Genomic DNA, 21284 nt, shown 5'->3' with positions numbered 1-21284 from the left:
AAACATATGCGAATTGAGCAATTACTGACTAACGCTAAAAAAAACACATGCTCGTTATCAAAATTGCCTCCTACTAATTTAGACAAAAAACCCAGTTTTAGCTGGGTTTTTATCACGCTTTTGACAAATAAATTTAAAATAAACGAGTGCCTTATTTCACATCAAACACTTAGCGTTAATTTACTTTACTGACACTGAATAGTGGTGACTTTGGATCGGGTCCTGTTACGGTAAATTTATAAGTCCCAGCTTCTGTAATATTCAGATGCATATTCGCGCCTTTTGAAGCTAAAATTTGTCCGATATCAAGCGATACATTCTCCTGCTCAGCCGCAGCTCCTAAATCAACTGTAGACCAATCGCCGGTAGCAATCTTAAATTCATTATCACCTACCTCCAGCGCGATATCGACAGTGTAGGTAGACATGCCTTGATAGCTAAAGGCATCAACCTCACCCCAGCCATTCATGCCACCACGAATGTAAACGGTATTACCAGCAAACATCTCAGCTTTAAACACCGTTAAGGTGATCTCGTCTCGATTTGATGCATCAAATATAAACGCATAAGTCGTTGCTTCACCTGCTTCAAAGGTCATGTTGGCGCCACTAACAGCTAACAACTCAGCCACATCAATGCTAACTGCAGCGTCTGATTCTCCAGAACCATAGTCCACTGTCGACCAATCATCTGATGCCACCTTAAACTCATGGTTACCGGCAGCTAATGAAATATCAGCGCGATAAACACCGGCGCCCATGTAAGTTAACGTATCGTCGGTGCCCCAACCATTCATGGCTCCTCGAACAAACACTTCTGTACCAACAAAAGGCTCTTCGTTGTAGACCTTAAGGATCGGTGCCTCTTTATCAGCTGCATTAAACGAGAACACATAGGTCGCATCGATAGCCGCAGTAAAATGTAAGTTTGCACCAGAGCGAGTTAATGGCTCATCGACACCCTCTTCAACTTGTGCCTCTTCAGCAGATAACCCACCAAAATCAACGCTGCTCCAATCAGCCGAGGCAACTTTAAACTCATAGTCGCCAGCCGCTAAAGTAATCGCAATGCGGTACTCGCCATCTCCAACGTAAGTTAACTGGTCAGTTTCGCCCCAATCGTTCATGCCACCACGCACAAAGACTTCGGTGCTGCCAAACGGCACCACATCTGGTGCACCAACAGTAGCGTTAGCAGCCAGGCCAGCACCTTGTGCATCTCTCTGGGCTTTAACAAAGACGGCACTGGTATAAGCAGGTACGGTAAAACTACCTTCCCCCTCTCCGGCGCTAAAGCTTGCCCCGGTTACAGTAGAGTCAACCGACGACATTAATGTTGGGTGGAGCTCAAAGCCTGTTGCTGTCGGTATAGTGTGGCTGACCTCATTGGCACTAGCATTGACCATCACGACCAACGCATCGATAGCAGGGTCTAAGTCAACCAAGTCTGTGCCATCATCAATACTCATCACAATCACACCTTGAGTTTGACGCTTACCAACGTTATGGAAACCGACACGCTCTATGATCTCTGCTTCGGTTGTCAGTCTAAATAATGGGCTCTGACTACGAATATTTAGGAACTCGTTAAAGACATTAGAAGCCATCTCAATTTCAGACATTGATGCAGCCGCATTAGGGTTGGCCGAGATCCCAGCAATCTGCTGCCACTTAGCTTCATTATCCTGTTTTCGAGGTAAACCAACGTTCCAGTTATGGCTATTTTTAGTGAAATCAACCCAGTTAAACCAGTCTCCGGAGTCATAACTGTTTCTGTCCATTGATTTTGATCTTAGTAGGTCTCCGCCCATTTGTAAGAATGGGATCCCTTGACTGAGTAACGGCAATGTCGCGGCGATATTCTGCACCCGCACACGCTCATCTAAGCTCATTCCAATTGGATTTTTATATTGCAGATTATCCCACAGTGTTTCGTTATCATGTTTAGAGACATAGTTAATACTGTCGGCAGGATCTAAAGTGTAAGCCGTTGGCTGGCTATTCCAGCTAAAGCTGCTGCCCTTTGCCGAATTGCCATTGAAATCTTTAAGGATGTAGTTTTTAAGATTACCGGCCATCGATAGACGTAAAGTATCTTGGTCACGCAGCGCGTCATCCGATGCTTCGACTTTAAACAGGTTACCGCCGCGGACACTTTCTCTAATACGGTCATTAAAGGTACCCACTTCACTGCCTGCCATATTGGCCTGTGTGGCTTGCTCAAATAATCGGTTATCGGCGACTTCGCCAAAGTTCCAGCCTTCGCCATAGAAGTAATTATCGGCATCGACCGCTTGTACAGCAGTGCGAGCATTGAGAATACTCTGCTTAGGCATGTGCCCCATCACGTCAAATCTAAAGCTGTCAAAGCCGTACTCTTTAGCTAAAATCACCATAGAGTCACTGACAAATTTATCCATCATACGATGTTCGGTCGCGGTATTTTCACAGCAAGTTGAACGCTCAATGACGCCAGACTCTTCGTTATAACGGTGGTAATAACCCGGTACGAGCTTGTCGAGCACTGAGTTGTCCCAAAGTCCCGATGAGCTGGTATGGTTATAAACCACATCAAGCACCACTCTTAACCCCATATCATGCAGCGCTTTGTTCATCGCTCGCAGCTCTAATACTCGTGCAGTGCCTTCGCTTGAGCTGGCATAGCTGCCTTCTGGCGCGATAAAGTGATGTGGATCGTAACCCCAGTTAAAGCCATCGAGGCCGCGCATGGCTTCAACAATCGCCTGCGCGTCAGCTGAGCCTGGTAGGCTGCCTGCTAATACTGTCTCAATGGTTGCGGCTTTATTTTGAGTGCTACAGGCATCTGCTGCATCATCAATTTTGTCGCACAACATACCTAAGGTATCAGTTAACTCAATGCGCTCTGCACTGTCTTCGTTGATACTGGCGATATCAGTAACAGGTAGCATGTGGAAGTGAGTTAAACCATTCGCCACCAGCTTTTTAAGGTGCTCAACCGGCGCTGTGCCCTGTTCTGTAAAAGCTAAATACTTACCGCGGTTAGCTTTAGAGGTACTTTCATCACGAATACTAAAATCGCGTACATGGCCTTCATAGATCACCGCATCTTCAGGGTTACTAATAGTGGCGACGCTATGGTCGTCCCAACCTTCAGGCTTTAAATCATCATCGCTTAGATTAACAAATTGGCTGTAACGCCCATTGGTTGACACATTAAGCGAGTATGGGTCAGTTGCTTCAACGGTCTCTAACTGTTTAGTCAAAGGGTGGTAAACCGTCACTTCAAAGCGGTAAAACAGCCTATCAAGGCTCATATCGCCTTTGAATGACCAGACCCCGGTCATCGCATCAAAGCTCATCTCTTCGCTACGATTTAAGCTCTTATCAGCGTTGTAGATATTAAGTTTTAGCGCTTGAGCCGTTGGCGCCCACACTGAAGCGGTTACACTACCATCACTATAGTCGAGCCCAAGTTTAGCTTCATCGGCATCGGTTTCTCCTGCCGTGTAAAGAGCATCTAGCACCTTAGCGGCCTGCACAAAGGTCGCAGCCACTGGCACGTCATCGCCGTTATGGGCAGCGACAACCAATTGTGCTTTGACAATAGCTTTAGCTTCATCAGCGGTTAGATTGGTGCTGTAAGCTTTCCAGTCAGCCATATGCGGGATCAGTGCTTTTTGTGCATCGCTAAGTTCAACAGCGGTTAAGGCAACAGTTTCACTATTAAGTATTCGGTCAGGTTCCGCTTCAACGCTAATATCTGCATTCAGAGAGTAATGCAGCTTAAAGTTACTGATATCGGCATCATCTTGATTCCAAATGAGTGTGTCAGCATCAAGCCAGTGTGCACTCATGCCAGTTATCGATAACGGCTGCACGCCTAAGCTTAATATCGGATATTCAAAAACCGACGGTTCGCCGTGCAGGGTAAAGTTCATTCGCACAAATGTTTCATCATCTTGCATCAACGGCATACTTAAATCGCCATCACCAAGCGCCTTGCCCGAGCCTTCTGTGCCAATGTGAATAATGAAGTTACCGCAGTCGCTGTAGCCCTCTTTCAAATTCACAATCCAGTAGGCACCGTAGTTAGGATCGATACCATCAAACTGGTGTCCGTCGGCCCAATCGGAGCTATCGAACGGTGCAGCATAGGCATCACAAGTATCGTTGTTCCAAGTGTGCAACCGATAACCATCATAAGTGGGGTCACTTGGACTGTTGTCAGCGTCCTGTACATTGTTGTAATACACTACGGCTTGATTGGCGGCAGGGGTGAATACCGGCGCGGGTAAAGTTGGGTCTGCGCCAACAATACACTGCTCATTGTTTTCATCGGGAACCGTTGGAGCTGGGCAACTAATGGGTTCAGGAGCAACACAACTGGTGCCAGCGGCATCCGGCACCATTGGCACATTACAAGTAAGTAATACGCTACCTGGTTCTGACGAATCTCCGCCACAACCCGCTAAACTCAACGCACTGATAGTCAGTGCTAAAAGAGAGATATTATTAGAGATCCTCGACATGAGTGATTTCTCCTAAATTATTTAATCGTTGATTTAAGCAAGCCGCGTCTTTTTATTTCTGATTGATGCAACGACTTGCCTGGATTGAATTTTTTACAACTGTCACTACAGCGTGAAGGTCATCCCCAGATAAAACTCCCGGCCAAAGTACTGCAATGTGCCGGTTTGGCTTTCATTGCCAAAGTAACTTTTGGTGGGTTCATCGGTGAGGTTATTCACTTGAAATAGCACGCCTATTGCGTCATTGACTTGATATGAGGCTTGGTAATCAACCACGGTTTCTGCCGCGAAATTGACGACCTGATTATTAATCGCAACTTGTTCAGAAACGAACTCATCTCGATAGCGCGCACTAACACGTGTTTCAAAGCCTTCATAGGAGTAGAACAGCGTTGCACTGGCTACATTGTTTGATAGACCCGGCAGCGATTGCGTTTGCTCATCACCACCAAGCGTTGTGGTCGTTTCGACTTCACTCTCAGTGTAGGAGTAACTTAAGTTCAACCCAAGACCATTAAGGCCATCAGGTAATGCAGTAAAGACTTGGGTATATGCCAGCTCTAGACCACGTATATAACCGCCTTTATTGTTGTTTACCGCTGTCGTGTAAACACCATTAGTGGTTTCAATCTGCTCACCACTGACAGGATCTTCGATGCTGTCGGGCACGTTAAAACCGTTACCAGCAAAGTCAAAATCGTCGATGGCTAACTTTTCAATGAATGAGTCGATATTTTTATAGAACAGTGCGGCGACAATGGCGCCGTCAGGTAGGTAATACTCATAAGAGATATCATATTGATCGGCATAGAACGGCTTTAAGAAAGGATTATTCTCGCTCGAACCATTGATCACCCCATCATCGCTAACATTGGCACTAGCATCACCGGCTAAGCGGTTAATCGGTGGACGAGACATCACTTTAGCCGCAGCAAAGCGGATTTGAGAGTCATCCGTCACCTTAAAATTAAGGTTCAGTGATGGTAGATAATCGGTGTATTCAATGCCTTTAATGGTCGGCGCATAGTAGTTGTTTACAATACCAACACCGTCAACAATATATTGAGCACCTAAGCTAGGGTCGCCTTTCACGTTCTCTAGTAGGGTCGCTGACTGGTCAGTGTCAACACGACGCAAACCTAAGTTACCGGTAATCGGTAGATCGCCAAGCTCCATGTCAAAATTAACCATCACATAAGCAGCTAAGATTTTTTCGTAAACTTCGCCACTTTGCAGTACCGACCACGAGTAGTTGCTGGTATAGCCTTTTGCATCATCAACCCCATCGGCATTGCCCCAAGTTTGCACCGGTTGTGGCGTACTATCAGGGAACCAAGCAGCAAGCGCTTTATCTAAGTCAATCGCTAAATACGACGGGAAGTAGTTGAAGTCCCCCTCCCAATCTACCACTGTGGTCATGTCATCAGTTAACCGTAATGGCGGCTCAGTCGCTGAAAACGCGCCATCATTACCATATTCAAATACAGAACGGTCGTTGGAGTAGGTTCTGTCTGAGTAGCGTGCGCCAAACTCAATCGAGGCAATGTAGTCGTTATCTAGCTCATATTTAAAATCTAACCGATAGGCTTTAACTTCATCCTCATTGACAAAAGGATAGATCCCATACTTACTGACCATCACCTTATCAATATCGGAAAAAGCTCCAGCTTGATTAAAGCCAACGTTAGGCAGGTCTAAACCGTTTAACTGGTAATTAATCGCTACATTTTCATCGAAAATTGGCGCGTCTAAAGTGGCATCTTCAGCGACATTGGCCCACAGTAAACCATTTCTGAAATCACTTTTAGCCGCAGAGTAAGACACATCGGCGGAAACACTCAAACTGTCGGTAGCCTGCCAAGTGCCGTTAATGCCAAAGCTGTCGACTTCATCATAATCTTGGTTATCATCGTTGACGATTTCAACGCGAGTATAGCTTTGTGAGGTGCGGTTAAAGTTACCACCGGTAACAGCATTACCGTCAAGCACTGGGTTAGCAACCGCCGCGTTAGGCCCGCCTAACTTGACTCGATAACCTCGAGCAAATGCTTCGCTATCAAAACGCGACACAAAAGCGTCAGCCTTCAGGGTAAACGTATCATTAGGTGCCCATTCTATTGCGCCCATATAGCCATTTCGAGTCTCAACACCACCTAAGTGCTGCACTTCAAAGCCTTCACTGATGTACTCTTTAGCAGCATCTGTACCTTGTGGTCCATTGCTATCATCTGCCAGCCCATCAACATCTTTAAGATCGTTATAAGCCAAACCTATAAATTGTGTCGCTACACTGGGCTGCTCTAATCGGGCATAGCCCAATGCGACACCTAAGGTGTCGTCAAAATACTTACCTTGATAAGAAAAGCTCAGGCGGTGACCATAGTCCTCGGCGCCGTAAACCTCACTGGCGCGATCGTTGTACATGCCGCGCACGTTAGCAACAAAGCTATGCTGCTTATCAATAGCCAATGGGCTAGCGGTGGCAAGCTCGACCGTTCCGGCGACACCACCTTCAATTAACGAAGCTTTAGGTGATTTGTAAACGGCGGCTGATGTAATGAGCTCTGAAGGGTATTGGTCAAACTCAATGCTGCGACTGCCACTGGTTGAGACCTGCTCACGGCCGTTCAGTGTTGAAAATACAAACCCGCCCGACATACCACGAATATTAATTTCTGCAGCTTGTCCGCCAGTACGTACCGCGGATATTCCAGGTAGGCGCGTCAATGCGTCCGCCATAGAAACATCAGGGAGCGAACCTAAATCATCACTACTTAACTGCTCAGATACCGTATCGCCATAACGCTTTTGGTTAAGCGAGTCGATAAGACTACGGCTATACCCCGTCACCTCAATGCGCTCAATCTCTGGTTCATCAGTTTCAGCTTCTGCTTTACTGGCTTCAGCAGCCACGACTGTGGTTTGTGTTTTTTTATCTTCTGCTGCTTGCAGAGGCTGAACAAAAAAAGCGCCTCCCAACCCTGCAGCAGCTAGCGCTAATGTAAGAACACTGGGTTTAAAGTGTGACATTGGTTTTCCCCTTCGTCTTGCGACTTTTTTAGTGACCCAATGTCTACATATACGACTCAGACTAAGCTGACATTAGGCTTATTTTTAACAGCCATACTAGCCAAGGTTGAATTTTAACCACAACACACTGCATACGTATTCATAACATTTAGATAACAACCAGAGAAAAGCAAAATCGTTTAAGCATTTGAATAAATGCAATTAAACTATCAATCACAGTATGTATTTTCATGGGTAGATTTTAACGAGGAACCATTTTTTGCGACATGCATCGCAAGCTCTAAATCTTTACATGCAAACGCGAATAAAAACAGTTATCAATAAGCTTTATTAATGTAGAATGTTGCTCCAGTTTATAAATTTAGACCCTCTAAACTTACGTCTAATATACGGATGCATTCACTTTGTTCTCACTAAACTCTAATGTTAAGCCTTTGATTGACTCTCAAGCGTTTAATATTGTTTCTCGATTACTTGCCGCTATATTTGCTGGTTATCTAGTGGCCGCGACAGGGTCGGGTCTGCTAGCCATTGTGATTCCTCTCGCGCCCGCTCAAAGCACCTTGACCGCAATGATGCTGTCATTTTCAATTTATGCCACAGCCATTATCTGGGTGTTCAGCGTAAGGAATCATTTTGTTGCTTGGCGAGATCTGCTCAGTTTGAGCTGTATTTTTTATCTGTTGATTAGGTTGATAAACTAACCATGAAAGAGAACTTTTTTCGCAGCATGACTTGGCTGCACACCTGGGTTGGTTTACTTGTCTGTTGGGTATTGCTGTTAATTTTCTTTGCCGGGACATTGAGCTACTATCGGCACGATATTAGCCTTTGGACTAAACCAGAACTGCATAAAAATGTTATTCAAAGTTATGATGCGAGCCTCATAGAGCCTGAATTAAACAAGGCTCAACATTACCTAGCTCAGCATGCGGATGGCGCTCGAGATTGGCGGATTAACTTTCCTACTGACCGCAAACCTTATCTAAGCTATAGCTGGCAAACGCAGCCAGAAGCGGGTCAACGACGTGGCCAATTTATCGAGCATTTGGTGCAAAAGGGTCAAGAGCAACTTATCACCGATGTTCGCCAAACAAAGGGCGGTAACTTTTTCTATCGATTGCATTTTGATCTGCACTATATGCCAGCCAAAATTGCCCGTTGGATTGTCGGTTTTTGTACCATGTTTATGTTGATTGCTTTAATCAGTGGCATTGTGATTCACAAGCGCATTTTTAAAGATTTCTTCAGCTTTAGGCGCAACAAAGGCAGTCGCTCGTGGCTTGATGCTCACAACGTAAGCTCGGTACTTGCCCTACCCTACCATTTGATGATCACCTACACAGGTCTGGTCACCTTAATGGCGATGTACATGCCTTGGGCTGTAATTACAGCATACGATGGTGACTCACAAGCCTTTCGTAAAGAGTTAAGACCAAGTCGCGTACAAGTTAAACCGATTGGCGAAACTGCAGACATGGTGCAACTAAGCTCTTTACTGCCCCAAATCCAGCAAATTCTTGGTGACATGCCCATTAGGCAAGTGGTTATTAATAACCCTGGAGACCGAAACAGCAGAGTTAATATTTACAAAGATACCGGCGAAATGGTAACTGACAGAAGAACCGCCATTGTGTTTGATGCGGTAGATGGCAAATTGCTCAACAGCGGCGTAGAGCCTGATTCTGGTGCACAAAACACCCACGACACCTTAATCGCCCTGCACACCGGCCGCTTTTCTGGCCCAGCTTTACGGTTACTTTTCTTTATCTCCGGGATCATGGGCTGCGCCATGATTGCCACCGGCACGCTATTGTGGGCCAATAAAATTCGCCAAAAGCAACAAAAACAGTTAAAGCAAGGCAATAAAGCCACATTTGGGCTGCGGTTAGTTGAAGGATTAAACCTCACCTTTATCGCCGGTTTACCACTGGCGGCGAGTGCGTTTTTCTATGCTAATCGATTACTCCCCCTTGATATGGTTAATCGCGCGCAATGGGAAGCCAACAGCTTTTTCTTGGTGCTGGCGATTCTTGGTGTTATCGCTTGCTTCAAGCGTACATTGTCAGTTTGGCGCGCAGTATTAGCGCTATCGGGGCTGAGCTTAATCGCCATTCCGCTGCTCAATGCCTTAACCTCAGATAGCAATCTGCTCAATAATATGAGCCAAGGACAATGGTCACTAGCAGGATTTGACATCATTTGCAGCATAATTGGACTGTGCATACTGTTTGCCCGTAGCAGGCTTGCTCAGCAACAAAAACAGCCTGTAAAGCCGCAACATAATGATTCAATGTCTCATTTACCTCTAGGCAGATCTGCAATGAATAAAGAGGCATAACGGCTATGTTGAGTTTACTAGGATTCAGTTACATCGCATTTAGTCTATTAGCTCTGGCTATGTTCTCTCATCATAGAGAAGCCTTAGGCTTTGCCCCGAGTGATAAGCGCAGTAGAGTTTTATCAATAACAGGTTGGTTTGGCCTAGCGTTAACCTATTGGGGTTGCACGTTGCTACAAGGTTTTGCGTACGGCAGTATTATCTATTTTGGCCTATTGGCAGTTGCGGGGTTGTTGGTAGTGATAACTTTAAGCTACCGCGCTCAGTTTATGCCTTATGCTATGGGATTAAGTGCAATTGTCAGTACGATACTTTTGCTCATCCCATCTGCACTTTAAGTTGCCACAATAGCCTTAAGCTCGAATGCTAGCTTAAAATATTATATACCCGTTCTACCTGAAGATGCTGGATTCAGTGGGAATTTAATGGGCTTTAATCACAGGTTCTTTGCTCCATGCTGAACCTAAGCACCTACATCCATGTAGGCGAGGCATTGATTGCCATTAATGGTCGTTCCCTTGGTAAAATCAATAACACGGAGTAAAGCCCATGCTTTTTATATAAGAAGCGCCCATCGCAGAAGGCTTTGTGCCTGCCCACTTCGTTGTTGCACTCACTTAAAAGGGAATAACCATTTCCACATTAGTACGCCTAGAATTGAACAGGCACAATGCCTCTGAAACAAGCATATTCGAGTAGAACGGGTATATGCCCTTCGATGACGAGTCGCTGGGCATATTTTTAAACTAAATATTACACCGCAAACACGCCTTGACTGAGAGAGTGCTTTGTTAACAGCGCCCTCGGCTAAACCTAGTAAAAATACCTGTTCGCCATTGATTCAGTTCACATTCAGTTTCAATCACTTAGAATACAGCATATTAAAATATTTTTGATGACTGAGGTTATATGCAAGTATCACAGCCCCTTACCCAAACTGTTACTCAGTCCCCGGTTCAAAACTCGGAAAAAAGTCCGCAAAATAACGCGCAACAGAACACACAACCAAGCTCAGGCAACGCCCTTAGCCACGCAGCACAACCCGATACCGTCAACCTTTCAGCCAACGCAATGGCCTTGGCAGCAAAAGACAACTCATCTGCAAAAACAGTTGCTGCAACTAATGAAGCAGACATTTTACCTGTAGAGCCCAAGCTGCCTAATGAAGGCGAAAAGGTAGAGGATTATGTTGACTACAAAAAAGCTAAGGCACAGTACCAGCTTTATGCTGATATCGTCGGCGTAGCCACTGGAAACAGCAGTCTAACGCCAGCGTCAGCTTATTACTTATCTAATAATGATGACGCACGTGAAGCCGTCGTTAACAACAAAGCTCAGCAACAACAGCAGGCGGTCATGCAAACCTACGTTGAAACGACTCAAACTATCAATATCTATAGCTAGGTCATACCCCATCAAAAAAGCCGCATTAGCGGCTTTTTTTATCCCAATACAATCCAATTAGAAATTAATCCCTTCAACACTCGGTCTGTTGAGAGCTGAAGCAACCCGCTAATTGGGTGATGCTGATTTACCCAGCTTTAATCACATCCATGTCATACCATGGAGTTGGGTTGATCGGGCATCTAAAGCGAACGCCTTCTGCTGTCACTTCAACGATATCACTGCGAAGTGTTTTACCGGGTTCAATTGGGAACATATCTAACGCTTCATGAGTAGTGAAGTTTTGCAGCTGAAAACCAACTAATTTACCAGCCTTATTGGTAATAATAAATTGGTACTTACCCGGTTTTAATGACGCTAATGTATCTTGGGCACTGAAGTAACCACCGTGTTGGTCTAAGTAAATTTCTACCACACCGTCGGCATTTTGAGTCGGGGTTGCTGCTGACGTTGCAAAGCTAAACACCAGTGCTGTCATTAGCATTATTTGAGTGATGAACTTTTTCATTTTCTATTCCTTAATGATGTGTTTGAACTAACAACACCAGAATAGCGAGCTAGAGAAAAAGAGAGTATGCCTGAGGGTCTGCGCTTTATGCCTGATCGTCTAATCTTATTAAATAAGCCGTCTTAATACATAGTTTCTAGAATTTAACTTACAACATAAAATGGTTATCAATGATTGATATCAACAGTTTACTTGCAGGTTTTCACCTTAACGCGACGATTTTTCATCGCTCCTTACTTTGTAACACTTGGAGTACAGACACCTCCGGCAGTGGACTGGCGAGCTTTCACTTAGTTAGCCAAGGTCAGGCGTATTTATATTGTGATGATATTAATGCCCTTGAATTAACCGCTGGTGACTTAGTGGTTTTCCCCCATGATGCGCCCCATATTATCAGCAGCAGTGATAACGAAAAAACAGCTGCTAGCATCGATAGCTTTATCGCCTACCCAATGGCTCACGGATCAAGCGATCAAACAGGCTTAATATGCGGTTACTTTGATTTTTGTGAAGACAAAAGCCACCCTCTGATCAATCAACTGCCAGCCTGTATGGTGATCCATAAACATCAGCAACAAGGCGCACTTGCTGGCATAGTCCAAAGCCTTATTGAAGAAGCAAAACTGGGAATACTGGCCAACGAGGTGATTTTATCGCGGTTAAGTGAAGTCTTTTTCTTAAATCTAATAAGAAAACTATCCTTAGATGAGCAGACCAGTATTGGTCTATTCAAAGCGTTACAAGATCCAAAAATGAATAAGGTACTGCATGCAATCAATACCGACTTAGCTCAGCCTTGGACCGTAAACACTATGGCCGAAATAGGTGGCTATTCACGGGCAAGTTTTGCTAGTTACTTTAAAGCCTATCTTGAACTGACCCCGCTTGAGTATTTAACTAGACTACGCTTATCACAAGCACAGAAACAACTACGCGCAGGCGACAGTGTTTATAAAACAGCGCTCGATGTTGGCTATCAAACCGACGTCTCTTTTGCGAAAGCCTTTAAACGCTACTTTGGCTATGGGCCTGGCAGCAGTCGTAAAAGCAATACATTAGCTTAGCGCTACTAATTTCATTCAGCTTAGCCGTCGTTAAGTTGACCCATAATAAACAAGAGGTTACTTTCACTCTTTTGGCTGCGAGTAAACAATATGAGTTTTAATATAGATATTAGCTGGATAGCAGCAGACACACCGGCTACAGAGCCTGCTAGTTTTTGTCGCGATCACAGCATTGTATTTGGCAGCGGCCAACAAGTTAGTGCGTCATCTGCGCCTGAGTATAGTGGCAACAGTGCCTTTGTTAATCCAGAAGAGAGCTTATTAGCTGCGTTATCTTCCTGTCATATGCTGACATTTTTAACCATCGCTCACCTGAAGCGCCTGCCCGTTGTCAGCTACCATGACCATGCAGAAGCCGAACTTGGTAAAAATGAGCAGGGTAAACTGTTCGTCAATAGAATCACTTTAAAGCCGCAAATAACCTTTGCCGAAGGGGTTGAAGTGACTGAAGATGTTATCGCTAAAATTCATCAAAAATCTCACGCAAACTGCTTTATTGCCAATAGCCTTAATCCAGATACCGTTGTTGAGATCCTGACTAAATAGTTAGCTGAATAACCCCGCTACAAGCTAACTTTCCCAGTAGAAAATTAGCTTGTATTGCAATTATTCAACCTCTCCTATTCAAGCGAAAAACACCTGCAGTCAGAAAGCCTAATTTAGCAATTATCATCATTAGTTCGATTCTATTCGCATAAAAAAACGCGACTTTTCGCTAGTTAATTCAAAAGCCTAAAAAATAAATTAATTTCAGAGTACACGCGTAAGCTTATGAAATTTTTATAGTTAATATTCATCGCCATTCAAAAAACTAAACAAGCGTTTAAATTTATCGTTTGAAAATTTGATCTATCGCTCATTTTGTGACGTAATGTGAACCATACTTCTGGTCGGACGAGCATCGAAAATGAGCATTAGAACTAAACTAAAAAAAGTATTACCGAGCATTTCTACTACTGAACAAGAAGCACTCGACGCTGGCGATGTGTGGTTAGAAGGTTCAATTTACCAAGGCGTGCCTGACTTTGCCGCTCTGCGCGATATTCCTGTAGCAACCTTGTCTGCGGACGAACAAGCGTTCCTCGACGGTCCAGTACAGACATTGATAGAGATGGTTGATGATTTTGAAATTCAGCGCAGTAAACATCTACCAGAGAACATTCTTAACTTCCTTAAAGAAAACAAATTCTTCTCTCTTATCATTCCAAAGTCATTTGGCGGCCTAGAGTTTAGCCCTTATGCCAACTCCACTATTGTTGCGACTATCGCAGCAAAAAGCTCAGCAGTCGCTGTTACCGTTATGGTGCCTAATTCACTCGGTCCGGGCGAGCTGTTAATGCATTATGGTACTTCAGCCCAACAAGATTACTGGTTACCGCGCTTAGCAAACGGTCAAGAGATCCCTTGTTTTGCTTTAACTAGCCCTGAAGCGGGTTCAGATGCAGGCGGAATTCCTGATATTGGCACCGTGACAATGGGCGAATATCAAGGTGAGCAGGTCTTAGGTTTAAGCGTGACTTGGGATAAGCGTTATATCACTCTTGCTCCTATTGCGAGTGTACTTGGTCTGGCCTTTAAGGTTGAAGATCCAAATGGCCTACTTGGCGGTAAAGAGAACTTAGGCATCACTTGTGCCTTAATCCCAAGAGCACATCCTGGTGTCGAGTTAGGTAATCGTCATGATCCAATGGGCATTCGTTTTTATAACGGTACCACTCGCGGCGAGAATGTATTTATACCGATGGACTTTATTATTGGCGGCCAGAAAAATATCGGTCGCGGCTGGGCAATGCTTGTAGCATGTCTAGGTGCAGGTCGCGGTATTTCACTGCCAGCTTTAGGTGTGTCAGTTAGCCAATGTTCATTTAAGTCTTCTGCTGAATATGCTGCAGTGCGTGAACAGTTTGGTCTATCAATTGGTAAGTTTGAAGGTATTCAAGAAAAGCTTGCTGACATTGCAGGTAAAACTTATTTGCAAGAAGCAATGCGAGTACTTACCACTGAAGGCTTGGGCCTTGGCTTAAAGCCCTCGGTTGTGACCGCAATTGCCAAATACCATATGACAGAACTGGGTCGTGACATTCTTGACTCTGCAATGGACATTCAAGCCGGTAAAGCGATTCAAAATGGCCCTCAAAACACGTTAGCCTCTGGCTATGTTGCCCAGCCAATTGCTATCACAGTTGAAGGCGCGAATATTCTGACCCGTAACCTGATGATTTTTGGTCAAGGCGTGATGCGTTGTCATCCGTACTTGCAAAACATGGTTGAGTCTATTCACTCTAACGAAAAGCAAGCAGATAGAGTGTTCAACGGCATTTTACGCAAAACCATAAGTTACAGTGTAGGTAACAGCTTACGCGCCTTTAAGCTTGGGTTACTGCCATTCACCTCAGCAGCAAGCTCAACACTTTCAGAAGTGAAACCTTATGAGCAATCGGTTCATAAGTTAGCCTCGAAGTTAGCAGTCTATGCCGATTTTTCACTACTCGTGCTAGGCGGCAAGTTGAAGCAAGCTGAGATGCTATCAGCACGTCTTGGTGATGTAATGAGCTACCTATACGCAGCAATGGCATCAATTCGTTACTATGAGCAAAAGCTATCCGCTAGCGAAAGAGCAGAAGCAGCGCCTTACTTCCATTACGCGACTCGCTGGTCACTTTGCCAAGCAGAAAAAGCATTATTGGACTTCTTAGATAACTTCCCGTCATCAGCAACTCGCAAATTCATGCGTTTAATCACCGTCACTTACTCACCTAAGATGACAAAGATCAACGATGACTTAGTCCGTGAGTTAGCCGAACAAGCCCAGCTAAACACTGAGTTTAAAAAGCACCTAACCCACCTTGTTAAGCCAGTGGCTGGCGACGGTAACTACATCAACGAGCAAGCATACCTAGCTAAGATGGAATGTTTACCACTGCTTGCTAAGGTGAAGAAAGCTATAAGAGCCCGCACCTTTAAGCCAGGTGTTAGATTCTCGCTGACCTTAGATGCTGCACTTGAAGCTAAAGTGATCAACGATAGCGAACATCAATTGCTGCAAGATTATAATCTGAAGCGTGAGCGTGCTATCCGTGTCGACGAGTTCGATTTTGATATGAATCTCATCACAGAAAAAGCTGACCTAAAAATTGCTAACTAATACCAATCGGTATAAAGGTTTGGTCGCTCAACGAGAGTTTAGCGGTTTTGAGGCAAGGCAGTGAGTGAAGTACATAGTTGCTCTACGTTCAAGCTCATTAACGCAGCATCACAGCCGCTAAAACTCGCCTGAAAGGAGTGTTTTGGGCTTCCTACTTCAGTGTTGGATAAAGGCAAAAGGGAACAATTATGGCAATTATCCGCCTTGAATTAGTTCGCCAAAAACACTCTGAGTAGACCAACTACTTATGCCGATTGGTATATGCCTTTTTAAGGAGCTTTAAATAGAAAATGGCCGTTTTGTTTACACAAAACGGCCATTTTTATCTATGTATCAATGCATCAATGCATCAATGCATCAATGCATCAATGCATCAATGAATCCTACACCTTATCTAAAGTCCGCGACTCACTACTCCAGTTCAGGTGATATTTCTCACCAGCAGGCTTATCGGTGCGCTCGAAGGTATGCGCACCAAAGAAGTCACGTTGACCCTGTAACAAGCTCGCAGGCAACCGTTCGCAGCGGTAACTATCGTAATAAGCCAGTGCCGAACTGATACATGGCGCAGGAATACCGCTCATCACCGCGGCAGATACCGCATAACGCCAATCGGTTTGTTTTTCAGATAATGCCTCGGCAAATGTTTCCGCCATCAACAGATTCTCAAGCGCTGCATCTTGCTGGTAAGCCTGAGTAATCGACTGTAGGAAAGTGGCACGAATAATACATCCGGCACGCCATATTTTAGCTATTTCAGCAAAATCTAACTGCCAGTTTTGCTCTTTGGCTTGCATCGCCATCAACTGGAAGCCTTGGGCATAACAGGACACTTTAGCGCAGTATAAAGCGTTTTCTAACTGAGCAATAAATGCCTGTTCATCGCCATTATTAAGGCTCGCAATTGAAATGCCTGTTGGGCCAGCAAGTTGTTGACTCAGCGTTTGTCGCTGAGATTTTTGGGTACTGACAGCTCGGGCATAAACGGCTTCAGCAATAGTAGGAGCTGGGCAACCAATTTGTAAACTGCTCACTGCAGTCCACAGTCCAGTGCCCTTTTGCCCGGCTTTATCGAGGATCATATCCACAAGCGGCGCACCAGTTAATGGGTCGGCTTGCTGTAATACATCAGCACTAATCTCCATTAAATAGCTATTAAGCGAGCCTGCGTTCCAACGCTCAAACACTTTGCCTACTTGAGCTGGTGTGTAACCCAGTCCATCGCGTAGCAGTTGGTAGGCTTCACAAATAAGCTGCATATCGGCGTATTCGATACCGTTATGTACCATTTTTACGTAATGACCTGAACCTGATGGGCCAATGTAAGTGGTGCAAGGTTCACCCTCTTTGACTGGGTTACCGGGCTCAAAGCGCTCAATAGGCAAACCTGTTTTGGCGTCAACCTTAGCGGCAATCGCTTGCCAGATGGGTTCGATGCGATTCCAAGCTGTTAAGCTGCCACTCGGCATCAAAGAGGGGCCAAAACGGGCTCCCACTTCACCGCCAGAAACGGCGCAGCTAAAAAACAAGAAATCATTGGTGTAACGCTTTTCTCGCTCAACCGTATCAGTCCAAAGACTATTACCCGTATCGATAACAATATCATCAGCTTCGATACCCGCTTCGATAAGCGACTTGCACACACCATCAACGGGCGCGCCTGCTGGCACGGACAATAGCACTACACGCGGTTTCTCTAATTTAGATAACATTTCAGAAATATTATTACAGCCATTGATACGCGCATCAGCTGTATTATTTAGATACTTAATACGTTCTAATTCTTCTTGGCGAACAACCCCTTGTACCTTGTCAGCATCGAGGTCGAATGCAGCAACTCTATATTGGTTATCAGCTATATTAAGCGCAAGGTTCTTACCCATTACGCCAAGGCCTACAACGCCAATATCATAAAGCTCGGTTTGATTATTCATTTAAGTGTTATTCCGCAGGTCACAGAGAATTTCCTATCTATTTTAGTCGTAAATTCAAAAGACTTTGCTGACAGGATAGGTTTTATTTTGTTGCGGATTATACAGACTTTGGTAACTAAATTACTAGCTTTGTCACGAGTTGCCACTTAACTTTTACTAGCTTGTTCTATATAAAGAACAGTGAATCCTCACCAAGAAATAGCCAGCGGTATTGAGCCTTGTATATAGCTGAATCGAATCATCTGTTACTGCTGTAAGTGCTAGGCAGGATGTTGAGATGTCGTCATTCCATGAATATGCAGATACTGCTTAGGCTAACCTCTAGTTCGTCCATGTAGGCCAGCGAAAGCATCTTTGATTTCGACGGTCTTTACCTTACCTATACTAGGTATTTGATGTCTATATCAGACCGTAACTGTTCGGCTGCTAATTCGGAAATGCGCCAAAGTTGCTTAGCCCTCTATTATTTATCAAGCTTCGCTTGACCTAAGTCGTGGCGCTTCGCCCACACTCGGCCAAAAGGGGATCAACAGCAATAACCTCTTGGAGCACCCCTGCCGCCCCGACGAAGTTGTCTCCCTCGCACTTATTCAAAATAGCCTAACGCTTCCGATGGGACATCTGATGTAAATGGATTTACGAATGCCGTGATGACATGGTCAATAATGTTCCCGACATCATATAGACATTTCCCATATCCATATGGGTCAGATGCCCAAAAACGGCCTGTCCCGCGAAAGCTATACCCACGTCTGATAGGCTGGATGCCTGAATGTCTTGAAGTGCATGGATGCACGAGAAAGACCGTGTCGGCATTACGGGCTTTGGCTTATAAAGAGTCTTCAACGTACTTCGGCAACTCCGATGGGGAGTTGTGTGTTCTGTAAGTTTTTGAAACTAACTTTTGCCCCAAAATGAGTTTACACCAGCAATTAGTCCAATACAGCAATAACCTATTTGTAATACTTTTTCTCATCAGTCGGAAAGAGCAGTGTATGTGTTTTTATACAGTATTATTGGTTTTGTGTGGTTAATCACCAAATTATGCGCAATCAGTTCGCGGTTTACTATTGAGCGAAAATAAAAAGAAGAGTAAATTCAAGTAACTAAAAACGCGCTTGCTCGGTTTGCAGGAGATACGAGGCAAACAAAGTGTGCATTCTCGTTTTTCCAGAAGGTGTGTTTGGACTAATCGTTTTAAATGGTGATAAGTCAGACGATTAAGTGCATACGCCTTGACTGGTCTAACCTGATAAACGCGCAAGGCGTGTATACAAATGTTATGCATCAAATCCAAATTTCTGAGGAGTATTTAATTAAATGACACCACCTAGAGTATTTATTTCTTATTCACATGACTCTGCCGAACACAAAAGTTGGGTTTTAGACTTTGCTACCACTCTACGAAATCGTGGAATTGATGCTGTTCTCGATCAGTGGGATTTAAGACCTGGGGATGATTTACCACACTTCATGGAAACTGAATTAGATAAATGTGATTACGTGATTATTGTGTGTTCAGAAACTTATGTCTCGAAAGCGAATGCAGGTAAAGGAGGTGTTGGTTACGAGAAAATGATAGTAACAGCCTCATTGCTACAAAGAATTGATAGCAATATAATTATTCCTGTAGTTCGACAGTCAGCTTCACCAATTCTTCCTACTTTCTTACGATCAAAGCTTTATATAAATTTTTCTAATGACTCAGAGGTTGAATATTCACTTGATGAGTTGTTGAGAGCTCTTCTTGATGCCCCCTTGTACGAAAAACCTGAAATAGGAACAAACCCATTTAAGCCATTGCAGGGGGCTAAGCCAGATCGAACCGCAGATGGTGTTAAAGCATCAATGGCTGTTTTAGCTAAAGCGTTTGAAAAGAGTCCATATGATAAATTAAGCATTGGGCAAATTAACGGTTATAGTGACGTGCATCGGTTAAAGTTAGAACGCTATTTGAGTCAAGCTGAATCAGAGGGACTTGTTACGTCTGATGTAAATAATAATTATTCGGTCACTAGTGATGGATATGATTATCTAGTTAGTCACGGAATAATAGATGCATAACAAGTTGCTTAAACGGAATAAAAACAGTTGGTTATCGCTTCGCGATTTTAACCAACCATTTTTATCCGCTTAGCAAGGCGTTATACGTATCATCAATTATGGAGAACGAATCACAATGAGCCAAATTACATGGGATGTATTTATTTCTCATGCTTCTGAAGATAAAGAAGAAGTTGCTATCCCCCTAGCTCAGTTATTAATGGCTGAAGGTTTCAAAGTTTGGTTAGATAAAACTGAATTATTTGTAGGTGATAGTCTTAGGGAAAAAATTGATGAGGGCTTAACTCGATCACAATTTGGAATCGTCATTCTTACTCACGACTTTTTTTCTAAAGGGTGGCCTAAATCTGAACTTGATGGTTTATTTTCGCGAGAGATTGGTGGCGAGAAAGTAATACTACCTGTATGGCACAACATTGATCTAGAAGAAATACGTGAATACTCTCCTTTAATTGCTGGGCGTATAGCCGCAAATACCAAAACTGGTTTAAAAGAAGTTAAGGAACAAATATTATCGGCAATCACTAAAGTAGGCAGGAAAGAGTCTATTGCAAAAGCAATATATTCAGGAAAATTGTCGAAGAAATCAATATTTCAGTTTCCTGAAGGAAGTATATTAGTATCAAACTGTTATAGCTCCTATGACCAAAGACCTATTATAGAAGAAATAGTAGGAACAATTGAAGAAAGAGATCTTCTATGGGAGAAAGTCAAATCACGTGGAGCTGATAGCAGGCTATGTAGTGTGTTTAAAGAAGAAGACGATTATATTGCTCATATGAGAAGGCTTAACTCTTTAATGCAGCGAAAAGAAGTCTAAAATTTATTTACGGAGAATAAAGTGGGTTTATCAAGGACATTTGTTGGATTTAGTAGTACCGACATTCATAATTACAGATTAATGCAAGCATGGAAAGCGAATAGTAATATTGACTTTAACTTTGTAGATTGCCAATTAAATACAGCATTGAATTCACAAAATGAAGCATACATTAAGAGAAAATGTCGTGAACGTATAAATATGGCGGGAAAGTATGTGATGCTAATAGGTAATGACACGAAGAGCAGACATAAATATGTTCGATGGGAAGCTGAAGTTGCTATTGAAAAAGGTTGCACAATAATAGGGGTAAATTTAGATGGCTCTCGGTATATGGTGAAGGAAACTTGTCCTCCAATCGTACGAGATATTGGCGCTATCTTTGTTCCTTTTTCACCAAAAATTGTTGCGCATGCGATTCAAAATTACAGCATGCATAATGATAAAGAAAATTACCATTATCT

The 21284-nt window shown here is 43.8% G+C and carries 14 protein-coding genes; 10 read left to right on the top strand and 4 right to left on the bottom strand.

The features are described 5' to 3' along the window. Positions 1-175 precede the first annotated feature (175 nt). The gene (locus K5R16_RS21060; RefSeq protein ID WP_220740253.1) at positions 176-4510 is read right to left on the bottom strand and encodes an alpha-1,6-glucosidase domain-containing protein; all 4335 of its coding nucleotides are present in this window, start codon (positions 4508-4510) and stop codon (positions 176-178) included. Positions 4511-4615: 105 nt separating this feature from the next. After that, entirely contained in the window at positions 4616-7540 is a 2925-nt protein-coding gene (locus K5R16_RS21055; protein WP_220740251.1) for a TonB-dependent receptor, read from the bottom strand. 404 nt (positions 7541-7944) lie between these two features. Between K5R16_RS21055 and K5R16_RS21050 the strand changes: the two genes are divergently transcribed. From K5R16_RS21050 to K5R16_RS21035, 4 genes are all read left to right on the top strand, one after another. Then, positions 7945-8244 (top strand): hypothetical protein, encoded by a 300-nt coding sequence (locus K5R16_RS21050; RefSeq protein WP_220740249.1) that lies wholly within the window; start codon positions 7945-7947, stop codon positions 8242-8244. Between the two features lie 2 nt (positions 8245-8246). Further along, the gene (locus K5R16_RS21045) at positions 8247-9881 is read left to right on the top strand and encodes a PepSY domain-containing protein (RefSeq protein ID WP_220740247.1); all 1635 of its coding nucleotides are present in this window, start codon (positions 8247-8249) and stop codon (positions 9879-9881) included. Positions 9882-9886: 5 nt separating this feature from the next. Continuing rightward, positions 9887-10219: a DUF3325 domain-containing protein gene (locus K5R16_RS21040; protein WP_220740245.1), complete on the top strand. Its 333-nt coding sequence runs from the start codon at positions 9887-9889 to the stop codon at positions 10217-10219. Positions 10220-10790: 571 nt separating this feature from the next. Continuing rightward, on the top strand, positions 10791-11285 hold the full coding sequence (locus tag K5R16_RS21035; RefSeq protein WP_220740244.1) for a hypothetical protein: 495 nt from the start codon (positions 10791-10793) through the stop codon (positions 11283-11285). Positions 11286-11412: 127 nt separating this feature from the next. Here the strand turns inward: K5R16_RS21035 and K5R16_RS21030 are convergent, their stop codons facing one another. Continuing rightward, on the bottom strand, positions 11413-11793 hold the full coding sequence (locus K5R16_RS21030; protein ID WP_220740242.1) for a hypothetical protein: 381 nt from the start codon (positions 11791-11793) through the stop codon (positions 11413-11415). A 170-nt stretch (positions 11794-11963) separates the two neighbouring features. Between K5R16_RS21030 and K5R16_RS21025 the strand changes: the two genes are divergently transcribed. The 3 genes from K5R16_RS21025 (at position 11964) to K5R16_RS21015 (ending at position 16002) form a co-directional block, all read left to right on the top strand. Next, positions 11964-12857, top strand: coding sequence for an AraC family transcriptional regulator (locus K5R16_RS21025; protein ID WP_220740240.1), 894 nt, complete (start codon positions 11964-11966; stop codon positions 12855-12857). A 90-nt stretch (positions 12858-12947) separates the two neighbouring features. Further along, positions 12948-13403 (top strand): OsmC family protein, encoded by a 456-nt coding sequence (locus K5R16_RS21020; RefSeq protein WP_220740238.1) that lies wholly within the window; start codon positions 12948-12950, stop codon positions 13401-13403. A gap of 361 nt (positions 13404-13764) precedes the next feature. Then, positions 13765-16002, top strand: coding sequence for an acyl-CoA dehydrogenase (locus tag K5R16_RS21015; protein ID WP_220740236.1), 2238 nt, complete (start codon positions 13765-13767; stop codon positions 16000-16002). Between the two features lie 383 nt (positions 16003-16385). Here K5R16_RS21015 and gndA read toward each other — a convergent pair whose 3' ends face one another. Then, a complete protein-coding gene (gene gndA / locus K5R16_RS21010) occupies positions 16386-17936 on the bottom strand; it encodes an NADP-dependent phosphogluconate dehydrogenase (RefSeq protein ID WP_220740235.1) in 1551 nt (516 codons plus the stop codon). 1320 nt (positions 17937-19256) lie between these two features. Here gndA and K5R16_RS21005 point away from each other — a divergent pair. The 3 genes from K5R16_RS21005 to K5R16_RS20995 all read left to right on the top strand — a co-directional run. After that, positions 19257-20000, top strand: coding sequence for a toll/interleukin-1 receptor domain-containing protein (locus tag K5R16_RS21005; RefSeq protein ID WP_220740233.1), 744 nt, complete (start codon positions 19257-19259; stop codon positions 19998-20000). Positions 20001-20115: 115 nt separating this feature from the next. After that, complete coding sequence (locus tag K5R16_RS21000; RefSeq protein WP_220740231.1) at positions 20116-20820, top strand: toll/interleukin-1 receptor domain-containing protein; 705 nt, start codon at positions 20116-20118, stop codon at positions 20818-20820. 21 nt (positions 20821-20841) lie between these two features. Further along, the coding region (locus tag K5R16_RS20995; protein ID WP_220740229.1) for a TIR domain-containing protein at positions 20842-21284 on the top strand (443 nt) is incomplete at its 3' end.

Source organism: Shewanella sp. c952, from assembly GCF_019654975.1.
Classification (GTDB): domain Bacteria; phylum Pseudomonadota; class Gammaproteobacteria; order Enterobacterales; family Shewanellaceae; genus Shewanella.
Note: the sequence above shows the minus strand (reverse complement) of the source record. Positions and strands in the feature narration are given on the sequence as shown.